Consider the following 3,456-nt stretch of genomic DNA (forward strand, 5'->3'; position numbering starts at 1 on the left):
CGCGGGCCGCGCCGTGCGCTGCCCGCGGGCGAGGCCGGCGCGCCCGTCCCGGCCGCCGGGACCGCCCCGCCGCCCTCCACGTCGGCACCGTCCACCGCGCTGTCGCCCTCACCCTCACCGTCGGCGGCCCCGGTGCCGGCGCCCTCCGTGCTCCGCCCGGTCGGCCCGCACTTCGTCATCGCCCCGGCCACCGCCCGCGACGACGAGCTGTCGGCCGCCATCGGCGCGCTCCGGCCCGTCCCGGACGCGGTCGTCGTGGTCGCCGCCGCCCCCGACTCGGCCAAGGTCCTGCGCGACCGGATGGCGGACCTCGGCGTGGTCGCCCGGGCCCGCGGCGCCGGCAGCCTGGTCCTCGCCGCCTCCGGGCTGGCCGCGCTCGCCCCCAACGGCCGCCGTCCGGCGGAGATCGTCGCCGAGCGGGCGGGCCTGCCGGTCGTCGCGCCGGACGGCCTGGTGGAGATCACCCCCGCCGGGAACCTCAAGGTCACCAGCCCCGAGGGCGCGACCGAAGCCGCCTCCTGGTGGCGGTGCGAGGCCGGGGCACCGCCCCGCCGGGTCCGCGAGACCATCGGCGCCGCGACAGCGGTCGGGAGCCCGACCACCGCCGCCGGCGCCGCACCCGCCGTCCCGCACGGTCCGGCCGGACGCGCCGACGGTCTCACCGCCGGGTCCCGGGGCGACGCCGTCCGGATCCTCCGGCTCCCCACCGGCTTCTGGCTCACCGACCCGGCGTCCCGGACCGGCGGGCCGCTCCCCGACCTCGGGCTGGCCGCGGCGCCGCCCGGCCACACCGTCCTCCTGATCGGCACCCCGGACCGGCCCGTCCTGCTGCCGGACGACTTCGCGGACGCCGTGCTCTCGCTGCCGCTGGGCACCGACCGGCCGCTGGTCAGCGCCCCGTGGGCGGCCCCCGACCAGCTGGCCGCGCTCACCGGCGCGCTGGCGGCCAGGACGGCCCGGCCGGTGCAGGCCGCGATCGGCCTGCCCGTCCTCGGCCCGGGCGGCCCCACCTCCCGGATCCTGGACCGGCACGGCCGGGCCGGCTGGGAACCCTTCCTGCTGCGCCTCGCCACCGCCCCCGGCCGCCCCACCACCCCCGCCGCGTGGCGCAACGGCGGCGCCGACTGGAAGACCGCCGGTCCGGCGGTCTTCGAGGCGTTCCCCTTCTGGGTCCTGGAGGCCGTCCCGGCCGGTCTCTGGCTGCGCCCCGAACCGCCGCACGTCCTCACCCCCCGGTTCCGGCGGCCCGAGCCGGCCCGCCCGCTGCTGATCGTCGGGGAGCGCGACCGCCCGATCCCGCCCGACGTGTTCGAGGAGCTCGGCGCCCTGCTCGACCGGCTCCCGGCGGTCGGCGCCGAGGGGTTCGGGCTGCTGGCGCACGGTCTGCTGGAGCCGTCCGCCGAGCGGGTCGCCCGGTTCGTCGCCCGGATGCACGAGCTGGACTGGCTCGGGGCGGAGCAGCCCCTCACCGGGCCGCCCGCCGTGGCACCCGTGGCCTACGGGATCGGCGGCACGGGTCGCCCGCAGCGACCGGCCACGGCCGCCCGCCCGGAGTGGCTCGCCGCCGGACCGGCCGGCACCCCGGCCGTTCCCGGCCCCACGGCGACGGCCGCCCTCGGGCCCGCCCCGGCGGCGGTGCAGGCCGGCCCCGAGCCGCTCACCGGCTCCGAGGCGCCGGTACGGCCGGAGGCGGCGGGACCGGCGCCCGCCGAGTCCGAGCCGGTGGCGCCCGCACCCGTCCCCCTGCCCACACCCGTCCGGGCCACCTCCGCTCCCGCCACCGGCACCTCCGCCGCGGTGGCCCCCTCCCGCCGGACCTCGTCCTCGACCGGCGACCCGGCCCGGGACCCGGCCGCCGGTCCGGTCGGCGACCCCGCCGGGTCGGCGGCCGGCGGGAGCGGCACCGCCGCTGCCGTGGCGGGCTCGAACGCCGATCCGTGGCCCCGGCCGGCCGAACCGCTCACCCGCACCGCGACCAGCGGTGGCACCCCGGGTCTCTTCCGGGTTCCGGAGGTCCCTCCGGTCGAGCCGCCCACCGGGCCTGACGAGGACGGGCCGGACGAGGACGGGCCGGACACCACCGCCGTACCGGAGCCGGACGAGCCCCTGGGCCGGACCGAGGACCCGCCGGCCACCGCGGAACCGGGCGAGGGGGCGTCCGCTGCCGAGTCGTCCGCCGGCGAGGCGGCCTCCCCGGTGGTGCCCGTCGGCGGACCCGAGGGCACCGAACCGCCCCGCGCCGGCCTGCCGGAGTCCGCCGCCGAGGCCGGGCCCGAGGCCGCGCCCGAGGCCGGACCACCCGCCGTCCCGCCCCCCGGCAGCACGCCCGAAGGCACACCCGAAGGCACGCCTCCCGGCGGCACGACGCCCGAGGCGCCCGTCGGCCCTCCGCCGGCCCGGCTCTTCCGCCCCGACGAGTACCCGCCCCCGGTCACCGCCAGCTCCCCCGCCGACCGGGACGCCGTCCGCACGCTGCTCGGCGAGCACTACCACCGCTGCACCGGCCGCCTGGAACAGCTCGCCACCCGGCTGCCCGGCCTGCGGTCCACCTCGAAGGACGACCTCAAGCCCGACCTGGCCGCCGTCCTGCTCCACCACGACGGCGCGGGCATCCCCGCGACACGCGCGGACCTGGTGACCGCCGCGCGCTCCGGCGACCCGGCGCTGAGGCCGTTCCTCCGATGCCTCGGCTCCGGCCTGCGGCGACTCCCGAGCCACCACGGCGCGGTGCTGCTCGGCGCGGACCCCGCGCTGGACCCGGAGTCCGTCCTCGCCCTCTATCCGGCCGGCCTGGAGTTCCGGGAGCCCGCGCCGCTGGCCGGACTGGCCGCGGCCGGGGCGGAGCTGCCGGGTTGCTCCGTCGAGTTCCTCGTGTGGTCGGCCACCGGGCGGCGCACCTCCGTCTTCGACTCCGGCGACGGGCTGCCGCAGGCGGTGTTCGCGCCCGGTACGGCGTTCACCGTCGTCGGCACGGTGGCGGCCGAGGCCGACCGGCCGGCCGGCGTCCTCCTGCGCGAAACCGGCGGCGACCCGGCCGAGCGCGATCGCAGCGCCCTCACCAGGCTGCGGTCGTGGCTGGAGCGCCGTGCGGCGATGCCCCCGGCCGAGCGGCCCCGGGCGGAGTCCCCCGAGCGTTTCCTCCTCACCCCGGGGGTCGAGCCGGAGGCCGGTGCCCGCCGGCCGTCCGGGCACCCCGGCCCCGAGTACCCGGACGGCGAACTCCCCGACCCCGCCGAGCCCGTGGGCGCCGCCGGACCTCCGGAGGCCACCGCACCGCGGTGAACCCGGCGGCGCCCGGCACCCGTTCCCCAGGCGGACGCCACCGGCGCCCGCCCGACCCGCGGCCGCCCCAACCCCCCCCCCCCCCCCACCCCACGCCCCCCCCCCCCCCACAAACCCCCACACACCCACCCCCCCCCCCCCCACCCCCGCCCCCCCCCCGCCACCCCGGCCCCC

At 81.1% G+C, this 3,456-nt stretch carries 1 pseudogene; it reads left to right on the plus strand.

Features of this window, described 5'->3' with window-relative positions:
* Nucleotides 1–3,282 (plus strand): annotated as a pseudogene (locus tag ABZY91_RS41740) (hypothetical protein); the annotation flags it as partial.
* Between the last annotated feature and the right edge of the window lie 174 nt (nucleotides 3,283–3,456).

The sequence above is a fragment of the Kitasatospora sp. NPDC002965 genome (assembly GCF_040611255.1).
GTDB lineage: Bacteria > Actinomycetota > Actinomycetes > Streptomycetales > Streptomycetaceae > Kitasatospora.